At 68.3% G+C, this 19,343-nt stretch carries 13 protein-coding genes; 8 read left to right on the forward strand and 5 right to left on the reverse strand.

The genetic code is table 11. From position 1 onward, the window contains the following. Nucleotides 1–79 precede the first annotated feature (79 nt). The 4 genes from ACZ54P_RS34075 to ACZ54P_RS34090 all read left to right on the forward strand — a co-directional run bounded on the left by ACZ54P_RS34075 (nt 80) and on the right by ACZ54P_RS34090 (nt 5,147). On the forward strand, nt 80–760 hold the full coding sequence (locus ACZ54P_RS34075; RefSeq protein ID WP_465465714.1) for a GbsR/MarR family transcriptional regulator: 681 nt from the start codon (nt 80–82) through the stop codon (nt 758–760). 352 nt (nt 761–1,112) lie between these two features. After that, nucleotides 1,113–1,256 carry a hypothetical protein gene (locus ACZ54P_RS34080; RefSeq protein WP_465465715.1) on the forward strand — a complete coding sequence of 48 codons (144 nt, stop codon included), beginning with the start codon at nt 1,113–1,115 and terminating at the stop codon, nt 1,254–1,256. A 139-nt stretch (nt 1,257–1,395) separates the two neighbouring features. After that, nucleotides 1,396–1,950, forward strand: a complete 555-nt coding sequence (locus ACZ54P_RS34085) for a YbhB/YbcL family Raf kinase inhibitor-like protein (RefSeq protein ID WP_465465757.1) — start codon at nt 1,396–1,398, stop codon at nt 1,948–1,950. Between the two features lie 32 nt (nt 1,951–1,982). Then, on the forward strand, nt 1,983–5,147 hold the full coding sequence (locus ACZ54P_RS34090) for an AfsR/SARP family transcriptional regulator (protein WP_465465716.1): 3,165 nt from the start codon (nt 1,983–1,985) through the stop codon (nt 5,145–5,147). Here ACZ54P_RS34090 and ACZ54P_RS34095 read toward each other — a convergent pair. After that, nucleotides 5,131–5,853, reverse strand: a complete 723-nt coding sequence (locus ACZ54P_RS34095) for an ABC transporter permease (RefSeq protein ID WP_465465758.1) — start codon at nt 5,851–5,853, stop codon at nt 5,131–5,133. The genes ACZ54P_RS34090 and ACZ54P_RS34095 overlap by 17 nt on opposite strands. Nucleotides 5,854–5,870: 17 nt before the next feature. Beyond that, nucleotides 5,871–6,806, reverse strand: coding sequence for an ATP-binding cassette domain-containing protein (locus ACZ54P_RS34100; protein WP_465465717.1), 936 nt, complete (start codon nt 6,804–6,806; stop codon nt 5,871–5,873). Between the two features lie 133 nt (nt 6,807–6,939). Between ACZ54P_RS34100 and ACZ54P_RS34105 the strand changes: the two genes are divergently transcribed. Further along, entirely contained in the window at nt 6,940–8,154 is a 1,215-nt protein-coding gene (locus ACZ54P_RS34105) for a cytochrome P450 (protein ID WP_465465718.1), read from the forward strand. 658 nt (nt 8,155–8,812) lie between these two features. Here the strand turns inward: ACZ54P_RS34105 and ACZ54P_RS34110 are convergent. Both ACZ54P_RS34110 and ACZ54P_RS34115 read right to left on the reverse strand, forming a co-directional pair. After that, on the reverse strand, nt 8,813–11,338 hold the full coding sequence (locus ACZ54P_RS34110) for a phosphocholine-specific phospholipase C (RefSeq protein WP_465465719.1): 2,526 nt from the start codon (nt 11,336–11,338) through the stop codon (nt 8,813–8,815). A 257-nt stretch (nt 11,339–11,595) separates the two neighbouring features. Continuing rightward, nucleotides 11,596–12,006, reverse strand: coding sequence for a hypothetical protein (locus tag ACZ54P_RS34115; protein WP_465465720.1), 411 nt, complete (start codon nt 12,004–12,006; stop codon nt 11,596–11,598). Between the two features lie 186 nt (nt 12,007–12,192). On the opposite strand from ACZ54P_RS34115, the gene ACZ54P_RS34120 reads away from it, so the two are divergent. From ACZ54P_RS34120 to ACZ54P_RS34130, 3 genes are all read left to right on the forward strand, one after another. Continuing rightward, the gene (locus ACZ54P_RS34120) at nt 12,193–12,906 is read left to right on the forward strand and encodes a Crp/Fnr family transcriptional regulator (RefSeq protein ID WP_465465721.1); all 714 of its coding nucleotides are present in this window, start codon (nt 12,193–12,195) and stop codon (nt 12,904–12,906) included. A 77-nt stretch (nt 12,907–12,983) separates the two neighbouring features. Next, nucleotides 12,984–13,181 carry a hypothetical protein gene (locus ACZ54P_RS34125; RefSeq protein ID WP_465465722.1) on the forward strand — a complete coding sequence of 66 codons (198 nt, stop codon included), beginning with the start codon at nt 12,984–12,986 and terminating at the stop codon, nt 13,179–13,181. A 38-nt stretch (nt 13,182–13,219) separates the two neighbouring features. Continuing rightward, complete coding sequence (locus tag ACZ54P_RS34130) at nt 13,220–14,998, forward strand: aKG-HExxH-type peptide beta-hydroxylase (protein ID WP_465465723.1); 1,779 nt, start codon at nt 13,220–13,222, stop codon at nt 14,996–14,998. A 1-nt stretch (nt 14,999) separates the two neighbouring features. Here the strand turns inward: ACZ54P_RS34130 and fxsT are convergent, their stop codons facing one another. After that, the gene (fxsT, locus tag ACZ54P_RS34135; RefSeq protein ID WP_465465724.1) at nt 15,000–19,343 is read right to left on the reverse strand and encodes an FxSxx-COOH system tetratricopeptide repeat protein; all 4,344 of its coding nucleotides are present in this window, start codon (nt 19,341–19,343) and stop codon (nt 15,000–15,002) included.

Consider the following 19,343-nt stretch of genomic DNA (forward strand, 5'->3'; position numbering starts at 1 on the left):
AAAAACCCATTCACCGAGGTGGCGAACCTACAATCGATGCAATGACCGTGGAGCTGAATGCATCGAGCCTGGAGGACGGGTGCCGGGAAACCGCCTGACCTACGAAGAGCGCGGGCAGATCGCATCGGGGTTGACGGCCGGGCTCACCTACGCCGAGATCGCCCGCCGGATGGCCCGCCCCAAGTCGACGATCATCCGTGAGGTGGCACGCAACGGCGGCGCCCACCGCTACCGGGCCAACCAGGCACAGCAGGCGACCCGGTGGCGGGCACGCCGCCGCGCCCCCGGCCCACCCGTCCACGCCGATCCGGGTGTGCGCACGCCGGAGGCCTTGCGCGACTTCGAGCGCGAGTTCGCCGAGATGATGGCCGGGACGGGCGTACCGCCGATGATGGCCAAGGTCCTGGCCTGCCTGTTCACCAGCGACACCGGCAGCGGTACCGCCGTCGAACTCGTCGCGCGCCTGGAAGTCAGCCCGGCGTCGGTCTCCAAGGCCGTCGGCTGGCTCGAACAACGCGGCCTGATCGCCCGCGAACGCGACGGCAGGCGGCAGCGGTACGTCATCGACGACCAGTTCGGCTATCGAGCCTGGCAGGCCAGCCTCGACTCGATGACCAGGTGGGCGGACCTCACTCGGCGGGGTGCGGGGCTGGTCGACGGCCCGGCGGGCGCCCGGTTGGCCGACACCAGCCGGTTCTTCCGGTCTCTGCACCAGGACATGAGCGCGGCGGCCGAACACTGGCGGCGGTCTCTCGGCTGAAAGTCTCTAGGTACCTACTCGCGGTCTGCGGCCTTGCCGGCGTGAAGTACATGATGGCCCCCTTCCTTGCGCCTAGCGCAAGGAAGGGGGCCATCATGTACTGGGGAAGGTGTGAAGGTCGAGTTTCCTCGGCTGAGCCGAGTGAAGGGAACTTTGAGGGCCCCAGAGTCCCTCAAGGAGTCCTTCACGGCACTGGGCCGCTACCGGACCCACCCACCGTAGGTACCTTCTGGACGCTGAACCCCGGGCGGCGCCAAGATCACCTGGAAGTCCGTGAAGGCCTCCTTCCCTACCTTGAAAGTAGGGAAGGAGGCCTTCACGGCACGCGCCTGCGGCCCTGGCTCGGCGGGCGGTGCCACGCGGCGAAGCCGACCTCGTGCAGCGCTTTCACCGCGGCGGTCTTGTTCGCCGCACCGACCTCCCGGTCGACGAGCAGGACCGGGAACTGTTCCCCGACAACAAACCGATCTACTTCTCCGTCCTCGTCCGAGCCTGAGCCGCGGCCGGAAACCGGAGAAAACACCTCGATCGACGGGGAAAGTGCGCTAGCCGCCGGTTTCCCGGCTGCCTACGCTGAATCAGGCGCACGGGAACCACCACTGCCTCGGGAGTCTCCAGTGAGAAGCACGAGAATCGTGTTCTGCGCCTTGTTCTTCACCGGTCTGTTCGCCGTTTCGCCGACCGCGGCGGCAGCGGGACAAAGCGCGTTCACCTTGTCCAGCACCGCATTCGCCGACGGCGGCGGCATCCCCAAGGTCCACGAATGCACCAGCGGCGGCGGCAACGACCCCGCCAAGAAGAACGAGTCCCCGCCGCTGGCCTGGTCGGGTGCCCCCACCGCCGTCAAGAGCTACGCGATCGTCATGCGGGACCTCAGCAACGCCAACCTCATCCACTGGGTCATCTACGACATCCCGGTGAGCACGACCTCGCTCCCCCAGAACGTCCAGCACGTCTACCGGCCTTCGGTCCCCGCGGGCGCCAGACAGGTCTACTACCGCGGGAGCGCGAGCCTCTACGGCTACCAGGGACCGTGCTCGCCCTCGACGGTGAACACCTACGAATTCGTCGTGCACGCCCTCGACCGGACGTCGCTGACCAGCCTGAACTCCAGTTCGTCGACTCAGACCGCCGCCAAGGCGATCACCGCCGCCTCGGTCGGTTCGGCCAGGATCAGCGGTAAGTCGTAAGACCGGCCGATCATCGTGGCAAAATCGGCGCAATGCAGATCGGGATGCTCGGCCCCTTCGAGGTTCGCACGGACGACGGCGGCCTCGCCGACGTCCCGGGCGCCCGGCTGCGCGGGCTGTTGATCGCGCTGGCGCTCGAACCGGGGCGAGTGGTCCCGAAGGCCACCCTCGTCGACTGGATCTGGGGTGAACAGCCACCCGCTGACGCGACGAACGCCTTGCAGCGCTTGGTTTCCCGCCTCCGGAAGGTACTGCCGGACGGCGTCGTCGATGGTCAGACCGACGGCTACCGGCTGAAGGTGGCGCCCGACGACGTCGACGCGGTGCGGTTCGAACGCCTCATCGGCCATGTCCGCGGTGACGCGGAGCCGCGACGGCTGCGTGAGGCCCTGGCTCTGTGGCGCGGCGCGGCCATGCAGGACGTCGGCCTGCCGGACAGCGGCGCGTTCGACGCGGCGGTCACCCGGCTCGAAGGGCTGCGCCTGACAGCCTTGGAGGATCGGTTCGACGCGGAACTCGACCTCGGCCACGGTGCGGAAGTGGTCACGGAACTGACCGATCTGGTGGCCGCGCATCCGCTGCGCGAGCGGCTCGTCGCCGCGCTGATGCGGGCGCTCGCCGCGACCGGACGCGACACCGAGGCGCTGCTCGTGTATCAGCGCACGCGGGAGGCCTTGGCCGACGCGCTGGGCGTGGACCCCTCGCCGGAGCTGTCCGCGGTGCATGTCGCGCTGCTGCGCGGCGAACTGGGACGGCGGGAGGAGAACCGCAAGACCAACGTGCGCGCCGAGCTGACCAGCTTCGTCGGCAAGGACACCGATGTCGCCAAGGTCCGCGAACTCGTCGCCGGGCACCGGCTCACCACGCTGATCGGGCCAGGCGGTTCGGGAAAGACCAGGCTGGCCACGGAAACCGCGCGCACCCTGCTCGGCGATGTGCCGGACGGGGCGTGGCTGGTGGAACTCGCGGCCATCGACCCGGGCGGGGATAAGGGGAGCGGGCCCGAAGGGCAGGGGGGTGGGAACAACATCGCTCAAGCGACGCTCGCCGCGCTGGGCCTTCGGGACGCGCTGCTCGGTGACTCGACGACCGCCGAACCCGTCGAACGGATCATCGCCGCGATCCGCGAGCGCGAAGTCCTGCTGATCCTCGACAACTGCGAGCACGTGATCGAGGCGGCCGCGGCCTTCGCCCATCGAGTGCTCGGGGAATGCCGCCGTCTGCGGATACTGGCGACGAGCCGGGAGCCGCTCGGCATCACCGGCGAGACGTTGTGGCATGTCGTGCCGCTGGCCGTGCCGGACCGGCACGCCGGCCCCGGCGAGATCGAATCCTCCCCCGCCGTCCGGTTGCTGCGGGACAGGGCGAGCGCGGTGCGCAAGGACTTCGTGGCGGACGAAGCCACTTTGGCCACGATGGCGCGGGTTTGCCGGGTACTGGACGGGATGCCGCTGGCGATCGAGCTGGCCGCCGCCAGGCTGCGCACCATGTCCGTCGACCAGCTCGCGAACCGGCTCGACGACCGATTCCGGCTGCTGACCGGCGGCAGCCGGACCGCGCTGCCCCGGCATCGGACGTTGCGTGCCATGGTCGACTGGAGCTGGGAGCTGCTGAGCGACGCCGAGCGGACGGTCCTGTGCCGGCTTTCGGTGTTCACGGGCGGCGCGAGCCTCGAGGCCGCCGAACAGGTCTGCGTCAGCGAGGCCGTCGAGCCGTACGAAGTCCTCGAGTTGCTCACCGCGCTGACCGAAAAGTCGCTGCTGGTCGCCGCGGGCGACGAAGCACCGCGCTACCGGATGCTCGGCACGATCAAGGAGTACGCCGCGCAACGGCTCGCCGAGGCAGGCGAGACGGTGGTGGCACGCCACGCGCACCTCGCCTGTTTCACCGAACTCGCCGAGGCGGCCGAGCCGATGCTCCGCCGCGCCGAACAGCTCGAATGGCTCGCCAAACTCAACGCCGAGCACGACAACATCACGTCCGCGATGCGCGGCGCGCTCGTCGCGGGCGAGGCACCGGAGGCGATGCGGCTCGCGGCGGCCTGCGGCTGGTACTGGTGGCTCAGCGGACACCGCGCGGAAGGCATGGAACTGGTCAGCGCGGCCGTCAAGACGCCCGGCGAGGTGTCCGACGACGTGGCGGCCGTGGTGTACGGGCTCGTCTCGCTGTTCGTGAGTTCCGGTTTCGCCGACGAGAACACCGCGGCGAAGTGGATCCACGAGTCGTACCGGCTGGGCACACGCGGTAGAAACAAGCACCCGCTGCTCGGGCTCGTCGTCCCGCTGGAACGCATGTTGGCCGGGGACGACGCGCTGTCCGCGTGGGAACCGGTGCTGGCGGACGAAAACGCGTGGGTCCGCGCACTCGCCAGACTGCACCTCGGCAAGATGCGGATCACGCTCGGCCATCCCGGCCGGGAGGCGGACGAGTATCTGGAGCAGGCGCTCAGCGAGTTCCGCGTCCTCGGCGAACGCTTCGGGATCTCGTTCGCCTTGACCGAACTGGCGGATCGGATCGCCACGCGCGGCGAGTTCGCCACCGCCTGCGAGTACTACGAACAGGCGATCGCGGTCGTGACCGAGGTCGGTTCCCTCGAGGACCTCATCCGGTTGCGGGCGCGGCAGGCACAGCTGTACTGGCTGATGGAGGACGAGGCCGCCGCCGCGGCCGCCGCGGCCGAAGCGCAGCGGTATTCGGAACAGGTCACGTGGCCGGGCGCGCTGGGCATGTTCGCCCTTTCGCAGGCGGAACTCTCCCACTGGCGCGGCGAAACCGAGGAAGCGGCGAAACAACTCACCTTCGCGATGACCGTGATGGGCGACGAAGCGGGCTTGGGACATGTTCGCGCCATCAGCCACGACCTTCGGGGTTATTTCACGGAAGATCTCGAGGAATCCCGTGCGCACCGGGAAGCGGCCTGGCAGGCGGCCGCCGAGGTGCGGCACATGCCCCTGATCGCCCACATGCTCGTCGGTATCGCGGATCTGGCCCTGCGCCAGGACGACCCCGGACAGGCCGCGCGGCTGCTCGGGGCGGCCGACGAACTGCGCGGGCTGCCGGATCGGTCCCGTCCGGACGTGACCCGGATCGAACAGACAGTGCTGCGCCGCCTCGGCGAAGCGAAATTCGCTGAGGCGGCGCGAGAAGGCACCGAGGCGGACTGGAAGAAGCTGGCCGAGATCACGCTCGCTTCTTGAAGGTGGAAGACGCCCACAGGTAACCGACGAGCGCGATCCCGGCGCTCCACGCGAGGGCGGGGATCACGTCACCGGCGGCCGGTGCGCCGTTGAGGAGCCCGCGCAGGGTCTCGATGATCGGGGTGAAGGGCTGGTACTCCGCGAACTCACGGAGTCCGGGCCCCATCTTCTCCGCCGGCACGATCGCGCTGCTGAAGAACGGCAGCATGACCAGCGGCACGGAGGCCATGCCCGCGGTTTCCGGTGACTTCGCCGCGAGGCCCAGCGCGACCGTGAGCCAGCCGGCCGCGACACCGAGGAGCACGACGATGCCGAGCACGCCGAGCCAGTCGAGGAAGCTCGCGGACGGGGCGAAGCCCAGCAGGAAGGCCACCCCGACGAGCGCCACGATGGCGACCAGGTTGGTCAGCACGCTCGCCACGACGTGCCCGGTCAGCACCGCGCCGCGGGAGACATCCATGACCTTGAACCGGTTGATAATGCCCTTCGTCATGTCGGAGTTCACCGCCGTCGCGGTGGCGCCGAGCCCGTAGCAGACGGCCAGCAGCATCAAGCCCGGCGTCGCGTAGTCGATGTAGTCGACGCCGACGCTGAACGCGTCACCGAAGACGTAGACGAACATCAGCATCATCACGACCGGCATCAGGACCGCGTTGAACACCGAGGTCGGATTGCGGGTGAGGTGCTTGAAGTTGCGGCGCAACATCACGATCGAGGGGGTGGTCACTTCACGGCCTCCGTGTTGTGGCCCGTCAGGGCGAGGAAAACGTCATCGAGGTCAGGGGTCTGAACGGAGAACTCTTCGGCGCCGATCGAGTACTCGTCGAGCCGGTCCAGCAGGGACCGCAGGGATTTCGTCCCGCCGTCGCTGGGGACCCGCAGGGCCAGCGTCTCGTCGTCCCGCGTGGCGTCGGGGAACACCCTCGCCGCCGCGTCGAGTTCGGCGACGGTGGTGAACCGGAGCCGGACATGCGTGCCCGGCATCTGGCGCTTGAGTTCGTCGGGGGTGCCCTTGGCGACCAGACGGCCCTGGTCGAGGACCGCGATCCCGTCGGCGAGCTGATCGGCTTCCTCGAGGTACTGGGTGGTGAGGAAGATGGTCACGCCGTCGGCCACCAGCTCGCGGATGATCGACCACATCGTGCGACGGCTTCGCGGGTCCAGTCCCGTGGTCGGCTCGTCGAGGAAGATGATCCGCGGATCGCCGACCAGCGTCATCGCCAGATCCAGTTTCCGGCGCATGCCACCGGAATAGGTCGACGCCGGCTTCCTGGCCGACTCCACCAGGTCGAAGCGTTCCAGCAGCTCGCCGACGATCCGCTTGCCACCGGTGGAACCCCGGCTCAGGTCCACCATCAGCTGCAGGTTCTCCTGCCCGGTGAGCAGTTCGTCCACCGCCGCGAACTGGCCGGTGACCCCGATCGCCGCTCGCACCGCCTTGGCCTCGGTCGCGATGTCGTGCCCGGCGACCCTCGCCGACCCGCCGTCGGCCTTCATCAAGGTGGTCAGCAGGTTCACCGTCGTCGTCTTGCCCGCGCCGTTCGGGCCGAGCAGGGAGAAAATGGTGCCCGCCCGGACATCGAGGTCGATCCCGTCGAGCACGACCTTGTCCCCGAAGGTCTTGCGCAGTCCGGAGACCGCGATCGCTGTTTCTGTCATGGGAGCCACTGTGGGCGGCCGTGCTGACACGCCTCCGCCACGCCGCTGACACGGGTGGTGTCAGCGCTGTGTCAGGCCGGTGTCAGCCCGATCGGTGAAGCTCCTCCTCACAACCACCACGAAAGGCGTCCCGATGACTCAGCCGGTTCCCGTTCCGCAGGGCCTCCCGATGCAGCGCGACGCGGGTCCCTTCGACCCGCCCCGCGAGATCACGCGGCTGCGCGACGCCCGCCCGGTGAGCCCGATGGTCTTCCCCGACGGACACGAGGGCTGGCTCGTCACCGGTTACGAAGAGGTCCGGCAGCTGATGGCCGACACCCGGTTCAGCTCCCGCCAGGACATCGGCATCCTCCACCTGCCGTACGAGACACCGGGGATGCCCGCCCCGACCGAACCGTCCCCGCCGATGCCGGGCATGTTCGTCGCCATGGACCCGCCGGACCACGGACGACTGCGGAAGCGGCTCACCGGCGCCTTCACGGTGAAGCGGATGAAGCAGCTCGAAGAGCACATCGCCGAGATCACCGAACGGCAGCTGGACGCGATGGCCGCGCTGGTACCGCCGGTCGACCTGGTCAAGGAGTTCGCGCTGCCGGTGCCCTCGCTGGTGATCTGCGCACTGCTCGGCGTCCCCTACGAGGACCGGGAGAAGTTCCAGGCCAACTCCGCCCAGCTCATGGTCCGCGACCAGACGCTGGAAGAGAAAATGGCCGCGTTCATCGGGATGAACACCTTCCTCACCGAACTGGTCACGCGCAAACGCGAGACGCCGGCGGACGACATCCTGTCCGACCTCGCCCGCCACGACGACCTCACCATCGAGGAACTGACGGGCGCCGCGTTCCTTCTGCTTCTCGCGGGCCACGAAACCACCGCGAACATGCTGGCGCTGGGCACTTTCGCGCTCCTCGAACACCCGGAGCAGCTGGCCGAACTGCGCGCCGACGCGGAGTTGTTGCCGGGCGCCGTCGAAGAACTCCTTCGCTACCTGTCCGTCGCCGACATCTTCTTCCGCTACGCCACGGAAGACATCGAACTCGGCGGCGAAACGATCCGCGAAGGGTCGACCGTCATCATCTCGCTGCTGGCCGCCAACCACGACCCGCGGCGCTTCGAGAACCCCGGCACCTTGGACATCCGCCGCAACGCCCGCGGTCTCCTGTCCTTCGGCCACGGCATCCACCAATGCCTCGGCCAGCAGCTGGCGCGGATCGAGATGCGCGCGGGCTTCGAGGGACTGCTACGCCGCTTCCCGAACCTCAAGCTCGCGATTCCCGCCGACGAGGTGAAGCTCAAGACCGACATGAACATCTACGGCGTCCACGAACTGCCGGTCACCTGGGCGTAGCGCCTCGTGAGTGGTAATGACGGTTCTAAGCGTCATTACCACTCACGAGAGATGTTGCAGGCCTGATCGTGGACGCCGACCGGGCTTGAACGGTTCCGCTTGGCGTCGTGAGTGCCAATGAGGGTTATTGAGGGGTAGGGCAAAGGTGTCGTGGTCGGGAGGGGCTGTGAGACGTTGGGCATCAGGCTTCGGCACTGGGCGGTGGTGTTCCGAGGTGTCGCGAAAGCCACTTTCGGGACATCACATGTCCTGAAAGTGGCTTTCGCGACACGAGCAGAGGGCGCCGCCTTCGCGGGAACGCGCACCACATAGGTGGCCGATCATGACACCTTTGGTCACCCCTGGCGGTGTGAGCAGGCAATCGGGAGGCGGGCATGTCCGGCTGTGGCGCGAGCCGACGTCGCTCGCTACACGACACCTTTGCCTTACCCCTCAAATAGAACCCGAATCGGACGCCATGGTCTCGGAGCGTCCCTTACCGCGAGCCCGTCGCCATTTCGCGGCGACGGCCACGACGACACGGCCGCCGAACAGTGTCCCTTGTGGAGACTTGAAGGCCTCGTCGGCGCAGTTACCCAGAAGGCAAACGTGGCAGGGGGCTTCGATGCCGGGCAGCGGCCGTTGACACGCGGCGTTTCCGCACGCCGGTCACGTTCGGTCAAGTCCAGCCCAGCGCGACGACCTCCGCCGCGGACGTCCACGGGCCCCGTCCACCCGCCTCCGTGAGGGCGCGCAGACGAACATAGCGGGCCCGGGCCGGCCAGAATCGCAGGATTTTCGGGGCGGCGTCGTCGGGGAAGGTCCCGGTGGCGACCGGGCTCCCCCAGGCCGAACCGTCGGTGCTCAGGTAGACCTCGTAACCGCCGACGCGGCCATGGGCCGAACCGTCCTGCCGCGGAAGGTAGGTCAGGCCGGTGACGGTGCGGGCGGCACCCAGATCGAGCTGCAGCTCGTGGGGCAACGGGTCCGACCACTTGGTGTGCCAATGGGTCGCGGGATCGCCGTCGACGGCGTTCGTGGCGGCACCGGACTCACCCGCGGTCTCCTCACTGTCGGCGGACCGAACAGTCGCGGGGAGCGGACCCGAGCCCATGACCGGGTCGCTGATGGTCTCGGCGCCTGTCTCGACATGACCCGCGAAGCGGCGCGCGAAACCGTCGGGCCCTTGGGCGGTCAGGTCGTACCAGCCGCCCATGCCGCCTTCGACGCTGAACCAATCCTCGACCGTCGCGCCCGGAGCGACCGCGTACTTCCACGGCCCGCCGCCCCGGTTTCCGGTACGCACGGTCAGCTCGCACGCGGCACCACCGCTGTTGGTCATCTTCAGGTACACGACGCCGGAACCCTGCCGCAGCACGACTTCCGGATTCGGTTTGCCCGCGGTGGTCGCGGTGATCCGGTTGCCCGCGAACCGGCGCAGGAAACCGTTGGGGCCGTGCGTGGTGAGGTCGTACGCTCCATCCGGGGTACCCGCCTGCCAGTAGTCCGAGAGCGTCGCGCCCGCGCCGACGGTGTACCGCCAGGGCCCGTCTGTCCGGTGCGCGGTGGCGTAGACGTAGAAGTGCGCGCCCGCGGCTCCGGTGTTGGCGAAGTCGATCCAGAACCGCTCGCGGGTCACACGTCCCGACGCCGTCACCTGATAGGGCAACGGCCGGGCCGTCCGGACCCCGCTTTCCGGCACGGGCGGCTTCTGCACGGAAGGCGGCTGAGGCTGGGTGTTCCACGGCCCGCTCGTCGGCACCGGCTTGGTCAGCGCCGGATAGGTGGCGCTCGGCGCCGTGGTGTCCAGCGCCGAGGTCAAATCACCGCAGACGGCACGCCGCCACGGCGAGATGTTCGGTTCGCCGACGCCACTCCACCGCTCCAGGAACCGCAGCACGGAGGTGTGGTCGAAGACCTCCGAGCACACCTTCCCGCCCCGGCTCCACGGCGAGATGACGAACATCGGCACGCGCACGCCCAGCCCGATCGGTTCACCGGAGACGAATTCGTCGGTCGTGGCGACGGAACTCTTGCCTTCCGAATCGGACGCGGGCGGCGCGGGCGGTGGCATGTGGTCGAAGAAGCCGCCGTCCTCGTCGTAGGTCAGCAGGAACAGCGTCTTGTTCCACACCTCGGGTTTGGAGGCGATCGTGTCGAGGATCGATTTGACCAGATCCGCGCCGGTGTTGGGTCCCCACGCGGGATGTTCGGTCTGCGCTTCCGGCGCGACGATCCAGGACACCGACGGCAGTCGGCCCGCGTCGACGTCGCTTTTGAAGGCACTCAGCAAGTGCTTCGGCGCGACCCTGGCGAGACCACGGTCGTAGAGGGCACGTTCGGCCGCGGTCAGGGTCGCCACGCCGGCCGCCAGTCCGTCGAGCAACCGGGTCCGCTCCGCGGCCGAGGCCGAGTCCAGCGCGTAGTAGAAGTACTCCAGCTTCGGAAAGGCCTTGCCCGCGGAATCCTTCACCTTCGACAGCGCCTTGGTGCCGACGGCCAGGAAACTGCTGAAGTAGTCCAGCGAATTGTCGCCGTAGTTGTCCCATTCCTGATAGACCCGCCAGTCGCGTCCCGCGGCCTGGAGCCGCTCGGCGTAGGTCTTCCAGGTGTAACCGGTGTGCCCGGGGTTCTGCCAGGCGGCGTTGCCGATGGCGCGGGTCGTACCGTCCGGCTCGTATCCGAGTTTGCCGGTGAACAGATACATCCGGTTCGGATTGGTCGGCCCCATTTCCGAGCAGTGGTAGGCGTCGCAGACGGTGAAGGCGTCGGCCAGCTCGTGGTAGAACCGCAGCGCCGATCGCGTGTGATAGGTCAGCGAGCGCACGCCCTTGGCCGCGCGCCACGCGTCGTGACGGCCCTTGTTCCATGCCCGGTGCCCGCCGGACCAGCTGTGGTCGACGTCGGCCATGAACTGGTCGTCGATCGCGTACGGCAGCAGCGTGCCCGCGCCGTCGGGCTGCTGGAAGACCGACGCCCCCGAAGGCAGTTTGATCGCGGCCGGATCGTTGAAGCCACGGACACCGCGCAGTGTCCCCAGATAGTGGTCGAAAGACCGGTTCTCCTGCATGAAGACCACGACGTGCTCGATGACGTCGAGGCCGCCCGTCGGCGCCTCGGCGGCGAGCGCCTGCCGGACACTCGCGGGGAGCAGAGTGAAGGCGGAAGCCGCACCAGCGGCCTTCAGCAGGGTACGACGGCGCACGGAGCCCTCCAGAAACTGCGTTGAACCCGTTCGAAGGTGTTCGAAACTGCACCTTAGGCGCGGCTATCGAGCAGATAGAAACATAGACCGCGGCAGGGGTTCAAGAGTTTCGGCGCTGGGCTACGTGATCGGAGCACCAGGACGCGACTTTCGGAGGGTGGCTCGCCCGGACGGGTGAGCCCGCGGTGGGGGCCGCCCCCTCGATCGGCCCCCACCGGCTCATCCGGCCGAATCCGGCCGGACGGCATCGGTGTCCCTCATCTTCCGTCCTCGGAGCGCCGGGGCAAGGCCGCCAGCGAGAGCACCATGACGACCGGCCAGATCACGGCCGTCAGCGAAGCTCCCCCGAAGGTGACCGCCGTGACCGAAACCGCCGTCGCGATCAGGCCTCCGATGGGTGACACGTAGCAGAGCCCCAAGGGGCCCAAGAAAAGCGTCCACAGCAAAGCCGCCTTGACGGACTTGGCCGGTGGGCGCGGAACCGGATACCGCCCCGGGCCGACGACCTCGTGATCGTCGCCCTGGTACCACCCGCCGGACATCAGCGGCGGATGCGGCGCGAAGAATGCCGGTCGTCGCCCGACCGCCCTCGGTGTCCGCGGATTCTGACCGGCGGGCGCGTGGCGATGATCCTTCGGCCTGCCCAACACACTTTCGGCACTACGCATGACATCCTCCCCCGTCGCCGGGCCGAGGCCTGGTGAACTCACCTCTTGCCTGGCACAATTACCGATTCCGGTGCGAAACTTCCGGGTCGTTCCGCCCACTGACCATGCTGACGAGTCGGGGGAGTTGCTGATGCGTCAAATGGAACACAGCGCCGATCCGGTTCCCGCGAAACCTCCAGGACAAGGATGACCGGTTCCTCCGCCGGTGAGCACGGGGAACTCGGGACCTGGCGTCGGCTGACGCCTGCCGAGCAGACCGCTCTCCGGAACGCGGGCCACCTGAAGGTGTGGCAGCCGGGCCAGATCCTCGCCCTCCAGGGCAGCCCGCCCACGAGTATGTTCGTCGTCCTGCGCGGCTGGGTGAAGATCAGTGCCACCAACTATCGCGGTGAGGACGCCCCGCTCGCCGCGCGCGGCCCCGCGGAAATCGTCGGCGAAATCGCCCCCATCAGCGGACTCCCGCGGTCCGCCACGATGTCGGCGATCGACGAGGTGCACACCCTCATCGTGCCGAGGGAGAAATTCCTCGGGGTACTGCGCGCCCAGCCACGTATCGCCGAGGAGATCTTCCGTACCGCCGCGATCCGGCTGCAGCAATCCGATCGCCTGCGTCTCGAATCCGGTGGACCGGATTTCCCGCAGCGGCTCGCCGCGGTACTGCTGGAACTGGTCCTTCAGCACGCCCTCGACCCGGCGGACGGGAAACAGGTCGACCTCCATTTCAACCAAGGGGAATTGGCGGGTTTCGCCCGCGTCTCCCGCAGCACCCTGATCCGGGGCCTCGACGAACTCCGGCGACTGGGCGTGGTGCGCACCGCCCGCCAGCGCGTCACCATCACCCGGCCCCGCGCGCTGCGTGAATTGGCGGCCGGACGGCCACCCCCGCCGGAAGAGGACTGATCAGTGGGGAAATCTCGGCTATCCTGGTCAAGGTTCAACTCTCGCAACCGTTTCACGGGGTGGAGGGAATCGGCACGATGAGTTCTTTCTCGGCGAACACGGAACCGGACATCGAATCCGCGTTGATCGATCTCGACGCGGTCTCGTTCACCGCGTTACGAGAGCTCGACAGCGAAGCCTTCCGCCATTCGGCGCACCATGTCGTCGAACGCACCAGACACGTTCACGCGCGCTACAGAAGCGGGACCACCAATGCCGGTGAGCGCATCGACTGATGCCGCCACCGGCCGAGGCTCGTCCCACGTTCCACCGCTTGTCGTGGCGAGATTTCGACGCTCTCGCGTGCCTTGACGGCGACGAGGACATGGCTCGGCGCCTGCGCCGGGCCGAGCGGAGCCGGCGCAAACTGTTGATTCACGCGCTGTTGACCGAAGCCACGAAGATCCCGGACCACTCCGGTCCCCTGGCGCCGCTGGATTCCGCTTGGGAACTCCTCGCCCGTGCCGAAGCGAGAGCACCCCGTGCGGTGAGCCGGATGCTCACCAATCCCTACACCGGAAGCTGGGCGGGTTACACGACTCGGCTGCTGCGCAACGGAACCGACGGTGTCGGTCCACTGTGGATGCACCTGGGGCACGGGCACGCGATCGCGGCGGCCGCGGCGATCCGGGCGGAACTCGACTTCGAAACCGCCATCCCGGCTTGGCAGGGCAACGCCATGCTCCCGTCACTCGGCATGGCCAGATTCGCAGGCACCGCGACGTTCTCCGCGGCCACCGTACGAGGTGCGGACGGCCGCTACCGCGTGACGAACGGCGAAACGACGGTCCAGCTACCGGACGCGCCCGCTTCGGACGCCCCGGGCTGGTGGGGCATCCGGCAGGTGCGGAGCCAGGTCGGCGCACATCGGTTCTCTCTGCGGCTGGACGACCTCGACCCTTATCGCGGGCTCTACGAGCCGATCCCGCCGGAACGGCTGCCTGCCAAGGATCTGGCGGATTGGCAACGGCTGATCGACGAGGCCTGCCGTCTGATCGCCGCCCATCTTCCCGGTCTGGCCCGCATCATGCCGGTGGGTCTGGCTTCCCTGGTACCGAAACCCCGGGTGCTGTTCCGGAATCCGAGCGCGTCGACCGGTGAGGCGTTCGGCAGCGCGGTGGTCGCCCTTCCCACCGACGGCGCGTCCCTCGCCGAAACCCTCATCCACGAGTTCCAGCACATCGTGCTCGGCGGGCTGCTGCATCTGGTCGAGCTGTACGAACGCGATCCACGGGAACGGATCTACGTCGCCTGGCGGGATGATCCGAGGCCGTTGAGCGGTGCCCTGCAAGGGGTCTACGCCTTCTTCGGCGTCACGGCGTTCTGGCGCGCGCTGTCCAAGGCCGGCCGGCTTCCCCGGCGCTCGGGATTCGAGTTCGCGTACTGGCGCGAGCAGACGTGGCGCACCCTGCTGGTCCTGCGCGCGGACGCGGCCCTGACCTCCGCCGGACGCCGGTTCCTCGACAACATCGCCGACCGCCTCGGCACCTGGCGGGACGAAACCGTCTCGACGGAGGCGGGTGAACTGGCCGCGGCCGCCTGCCGGGACCACCTCGCGGGCTGGCGTGCCCGCCACCTCCGCCCTGCGCCGTCCGTGGTCGTCGCACTGGCGGCGGCGTGGCTCGACGGAAGGCCGAGACCGCCGGCCACCCTCGACGCGACCGATCTTCCGCCGACACCGGTACCGGACGGGAACTGGTCCCACGCCAGAATCGACCTGGTCCGGCTGGCCGTCAGCGGCGCGCCGCCCGCACCGGACGGAGAGGCACCGGCGGTACCCGGCGCCACCGCCGCGGATTTCGCTTACGCCGCAGGCGATTTCCTCGACGCCATCGAGGGCTACCGGCAGGAACTCGCCGCGGACCCGGACCGGCCGAACTCGCTGGTCGGACTGGGCCTCGCGCTCTCCGCGCGAGGCCCCCATCCCGCCGCCCGCGCCTTGCTGCGGTGCCCCGAACTCGTCCGCGCGGTGCACCGGCGCCTGCGCTCCGGTCCGCGGCCACCGACCGTGGAACAGCTCGCCTCCTGGATCGGGCAACTCGTACCCGGCTGACTCACATCAGCATCGGGTCGATGTCGCAGTCGCCACGGGTACCGCGGCCCGCCGCCTGTGTTCCCGGATGGGCCTCGCCGAGCACCTGGCGGTACTTCACCAGGATCGGGTCGCGGAACGGCGCGGCCTCCTCGTCCCGGCCGACGGCGGCCAGATCCAGCCCGAGGTTGAAGGTCGCCGCCAGGACCGTGGGGTGGTCATCCCCCAGCACCTGTTTGCCGCGTTCGACCGCGTCACGGCCCAGTTCGATCGCCCTGTCGTACTCGCCCAGCACCGACAGGTCACTCGCCAGGTTGATCATGACGACCAAGGCGTAGGGGTGATCCGGGCCGATGGTGGCCCGGAAATGCTCGAGGGCGCGCTCGTTCAGTGCGCGGGCGGCCGCGGTGTCACCCTGCTGCCGCAACGTCACCGCGAGGTCCGCGTTCGCCCCGAGGGTGTGCGGATGGTGCTCACCGAGACCGCTCCGGTACCGCTCGAAGGTCTCTTCACCGAGTTTCTTCGCCGCCGCCAAGTCACCAGAGTGCCGGAGATCGATCGAATGGGCGAGCGCGCAAGCCATCGTAATGGAGTGGTCGTCACCATAGGCGAACCGGAACCTCTTGAGGGCCGCCATGGAGAGGCTGAGCGCGCCAGGGTGGTCGCCGTCCTTGCGCCGCGCCACCGAAAGCAGGAACGAGTTACCCGTCGTGTCCAGCTGATCCTCACCGAAGCGAGCCTGGAAGTTCTCCGTGAGCCTTTCCTGCTGCACCCGGGCCCGGCCGTACTCACCGGCCTCGCGCAGATCCACGATCAGCGCGCTGTTGACGCTGAAAGTGCGGACGTGGTCGCGGCCGAGCACCTCGATGCGCCGCTTGAGGGTGTCCTGGTCCAGTTCCGCGGCCGCCCGGTAGGCACCGGCGAGCCGGAGGCTGATGGCGTGCTGGTAGGCGGCGTTCAGCGTCTCCGGATCGTCTTCGCCGAACATGCGCTTGGCTTTGTGGAAGACCTCTTCGCTCAGTTTGGTAGCCGCCGCGAAGTCGCCCTGTGCCCGGAGATCGATCGTTATGTTCCGCTGGAGGGCGAAGGTCTCCTCGTTCTCTTCACCGGAAACCTGAAGGCGCAGCGCGAGGGTGCGCTGATTGAGTTCCGCGGCTTCGGAGTACCGGCCGATCGACCACAGGTAGAGCCCCAGCCTCGACGAAACCTCGAGCGTCTGCGGATGCGTGGGGCCGAGCCGTTCGGTGAGCAGCTCCCGCGCCTGCAGGCCGAGCCGGGCGGCCTCTTCGTGATCGCCGTACTCGAACAGGTAGCGCATGATGTTGATGTGGAGCTGCCGCGGCCAGCTGTCGTCGCATTCCAGCACGTTGGCCGCGTACACGTGCGGCAGCAGTTCACGGTAGCGCGACCAATGCCTGCTCGACTCGGGGTCGTTCGGGTCCAGCGCGGCGAGCAGCTGATGGGCACCGTGCTGCATCCGTGCGTGCACCTGGCGGGCCATGACCCGGTTGCGCAGGACCAGCTGCACCAGCCGGTGCAGCTGGAGGGTGTTGTTGCCGTGGTCGATCTTGGCGAGGCCGTACCGGTTGATGTCGCGAATGGCGCGAGCCAGCTTGATCGGGTCGCGCAGCGCGGCGTCGAGCTCCGGGGAGATCGAGACCCGGTTGACGCCGGTCAGCAGATCACGGGAAATCGGTTCCGGGGAGAAGAAAGCGCAGATGTGCAGGATCTGATGGGCGGCCGGGTTCCGGGTCTTCAGTTCCTCGAACGAAACGTTCCACGCCGCGGCGACGGAAACCTCGTAGTCGGGCGCAGAGGCGGTGTCGAGGATTTCCTCGACCGACTCGTCGAACAGGCGCAGGTACTCCTGCACCGGCATCCCGGTCACCGCGCGCCAGGCCGCCGCCTGCTCGACGGCCAGGGGCAGATCGCCGAGCTTTTCGGCGAGTTCGTCGGCGTCGGCCGGGTCGATCTCCGGACCGCGGCGGCCGAGCAGTTCGACGCTTTCCTCACGCTTGAACACCGCCAGTTCGAGCGGTCGCGCGATACCCGCCCAGTCGGAGTTCCGTGAGGTGATCAGGATTTCGCCGGGACCGTTGCGCGGGAAGAACGGCAGCACGGTCTCCGGGCTTTCCGCGGCGTCGAAGACCAGGAGCCAGCGACGGAACGGCCGTCCGGTCCGGAGCGCCTCGATCACCGCCGGTACCGCGACGTTCGCCTCGGAGGCGCCCTGCAGGCCGAGCAGCGCGGCTAGTTCGGTGAGGCCTGCCCGGATCTGGGTGGTGTGCGCGGCGTCGATCCACCAGACGAGGTCGTAATCGTGGAGATGCCGATAGATGTATTCGGTCGCCATCTGCGTTTTGCCGATACCGCCGAGGCCGTGCAACGCCGAGGGGAGCACGGCGGTGGTACCGCTGCTCAACCGCTTGGTGAGTTGTTCCAGCAGCTCGTCGCGTCCGGTGAAATTGGGGTTGCGCGGCGGAACGTTCCCGAAGACCAACGGCGGATCGTCGGGCTGGCGCGTCGGGAAGTTCCGGGCCGGGCTCGAAACCGAAGGATGGACGATCCTGGTCGTCGGCTCATTGGATTCGGGTTCACTGAGATAAGACGAGCGTCCCTGCGCCGCGGGAGTGGAAGCAGGTGGACGTTCGGCCGTCTCAGGCATCTTTGCGCTCACAGTCTTGATTGATGTCTTGATTGATTCAGATTGAAAAAGGACGGATTGGGACACGAGGGAACTGCGGCCTTGAACGACGTTCCGCAACCGGTCCGCGCGGGACAGGTACGGCCCGGACAGCGCGCGCATGACGGCGCTCTCCAGCTCGACGTCGGACGAGGACTCCTGGGTGAGCACCGGATCCGGCGTGTTGTTCGGGTCGGCGATGGCGTCTCGGAGGTGACCGAGCAGCGGAATCCGGCCACCGAAATGGGTGGCGGCCACTCGGACGACACTGGCCGTCTCCGACCGCCGCGCGCCACTGAGCAACAATTCCCGGACTGCCTCGGGAAAAGCGAAGACCCCACCGGTGTCCCAAGTGGACTTCCCTTCCCTGAGTCCGGGAGCGTACATGATGCCCGAAAGCAAAAGTTCGAGGAGGTGCTCCAGCCTCGCCTCCGGCACGAACCGTTGTCCCACCAGCTTCGCCACGTCGAGACGGACCGGTACCGCCGCGAGCAACTGCGCCAAGCGTAGCGCCGGCGGGGACGCGACACTGCGGAATCTGTGCACTCTTTCGGCGGGTGACAAAGTCACCGGCGGATCGTCGGATTCCGAGCGGGAAATCCGTTCTGTGGTGAGTACGACGGTTCCTTCGACGGCCTCGGCGTTTTCGCCGGTCATCAGTCCGGCCCACCAGCCGAGCGACCGCGGCCGCAGTTCGAGCAGCGGGACGGGGACGGTTCCCTCAGGCGTCCTCGAACCGGGATCGAGCCAGGCGTCCGCGAGGTCGCAGCCCCAGCGACCGTTGGGCGCCAACGCGTTCGGGACCCGCAACCGCGCCTTGCGGGGACTCATCCCGCAGCGGCCCCACAGCCATTGTGGGAGCAGGTGCACGAGACTCACCGGCATCGCCGCGCCCCAGCGCGCCAGCATCGGGTACAGCGCGTCCTTCTTCTGCCAGGCGTCACCGACACCGTCGGTCACCAGCAGAACCACGCGCCGTCCGGACGAATCCAGAATCTCGTTCGGGTCGCGGGCCGGCGCGCCGGGCGCGCCACCACGGAGAACGGGACCCTCCTGACCGTTGTCCTTCGCGGTTTCCAACAGCCGGACCTGAACGGTTCGGAAAGCACCGACCTGCCGGAGCAGTTCGACGAACGCGGACACCTTCGGCCGCCACAAGGCCATCGACGGGCCGTTGTCGATGACGAGCGTCAGGTCGAGCCAGCGCTCTCTTCTCGATCGGGTGACCGGCCACCACCGTCCGGTCTCCGCGGCCCGGACGGCGGTCGCCTCTTCGTCCAGGACCACATCGTTGTGTCGCAACGAGGCCGTCTCCCGTTTCAGTTTTCTCAAGACGCGGAAGTAGGCCAGCGATTCCAGCGGCACGATCCCGGCCGGCCCGGTGCCGTCCACCGCCGGTTCGGGCGGTGTGCCGGGGACGGCGTCGATGTCCACGGCCGGGCCGTCGTCCCCACCCGGCGACTCGCCACCGGGAGCCGGGGCCTGCCGCGATTCGGGGAGCGGCGGGATTTCCCGGCGTTCCGATGGCGCGTTGCGAATCCTCACCTCATCCGACGTCGGCTCAGGCTCCTTGACGGGCTCCGGCCGGTCGGCTTCGCGCTGGGGAGCGATGGCCGCGGCCAGCCAGACGATGTCGCCGACATCGGTCCAGTTCAGCTCGAATTCGCCGCCCGGCCCGGCCAT

The organism is Amycolatopsis sp. NPDC034160, from assembly GCF_055575355.1.

Coding starts and splice junctions, on each gene's coding strand:
- ACZ54P_RS34105 (WP_465465718.1), top strand. CDS start 6,940: ATGACTCAGCCGGTTCCCGTTCCGCAGGGCCTCCCGATGCAGCGCGAC.
- ACZ54P_RS34125 (WP_465465722.1), top strand. CDS start 12,984: ATGAGTTCTTTCTCGGCGAACACGGAACCGGACATCGAATCCGCGTTG.
- ACZ54P_RS34120 (WP_465465721.1), top strand. CDS start 12,193: ATGACCGGTTCCTCCGCCGGTGAGCACGGGGAACTCGGGACCTGGCGT.
- ACZ54P_RS34090 (WP_465465716.1), top strand. CDS start 1,983: ATGCAGATCGGGATGCTCGGCCCCTTCGAGGTTCGCACGGACGACGGC.
- ACZ54P_RS34095 (WP_465465758.1), bottom strand. CDS start 5,853: ATGTTGCGCCGCAACTTCAAGCACCTCACCCGCAATCCGACCTCGGTG.
- fxsT (WP_465465724.1), bottom strand. CDS start 19,343: ATGGCCGGGCCGGGCGGCGAATTCGAGCTGAACTGGACCGATGTCGGC.
- ACZ54P_RS34115 (WP_465465720.1), bottom strand. CDS start 12,006: ATGCGTAGTGCCGAAAGTGTGTTGGGCAGGCCGAAGGATCATCGCCAC.
- ACZ54P_RS34100 (WP_465465717.1), bottom strand. CDS start 6,806: ATGACAGAAACAGCGATCGCGGTCTCCGGACTGCGCAAGACCTTCGGG.